Origin of the sequence: Pyramidobacter piscolens W5455, from assembly GCF_000177335.1 — a bacterium.
GTDB classification, from domain to species: Bacteria; Synergistota; Synergistia; order Synergistales; family Dethiosulfovibrionaceae; genus Pyramidobacter; species Pyramidobacter piscolens.
In genome coordinates, this window is record NZ_ADFP01000080.1 from 1 (window position 1) to 506 (window position 506).

General features: G+C 51.4%; 1 protein-coding gene. It reads left to right on the top strand.

The genetic code is table 11. The features are described from left to right. Positions 1-90 precede the first annotated feature (90 nt). A partial coding sequence (locus HMPREF7215_RS13275; RefSeq protein WP_462937955.1) for a transposase family protein occupies positions 91-506 on the top strand: 416 nt, incomplete at its 3' end.

Consider the following 506-nt stretch of genomic DNA (forward strand, 5'->3'; position numbering starts at 1 on the left):
GAAGTGAGACTGAAGCAGATATACAAAAGCGGTTGGTTCCTTTAGAATGTAAGTCACCACAACCAAGCATCCTAAGGAGGGCCAACCGCCATGAATACTATAACACAAACCCGGCGATATCTTCCACACGAACTCCACACTAAATATCATGCCTGTCAACTCTACCGCTCCACAAAAGATGTCAGCTTTGTCTGCAGGCGTTATCACGTTTCCAGGGCTTCTCTGTTTCGCTGGATCAAGGTCTTCGACGGCACTCAAGAATCTCTTCAAAACAAGTCTCACAGGCCGATCACGCCGCATCCCAAAGCTCATACGGAGGAGGATCTGTCCTGGATCCGCAACCTTCACCGCAGGAATCCGAACATCTCCCTCTGCGAGCTCTATGGCAAGCTCCGAATGGAACACGGGTACGATCGCCATCCCGGTTCCCTGTACCGCGTATTTAAACGCCTGGGATATTCCAGCAGTGCTCCTTCGACTCGGAAGCCCTACAAACCCAAGCCCTG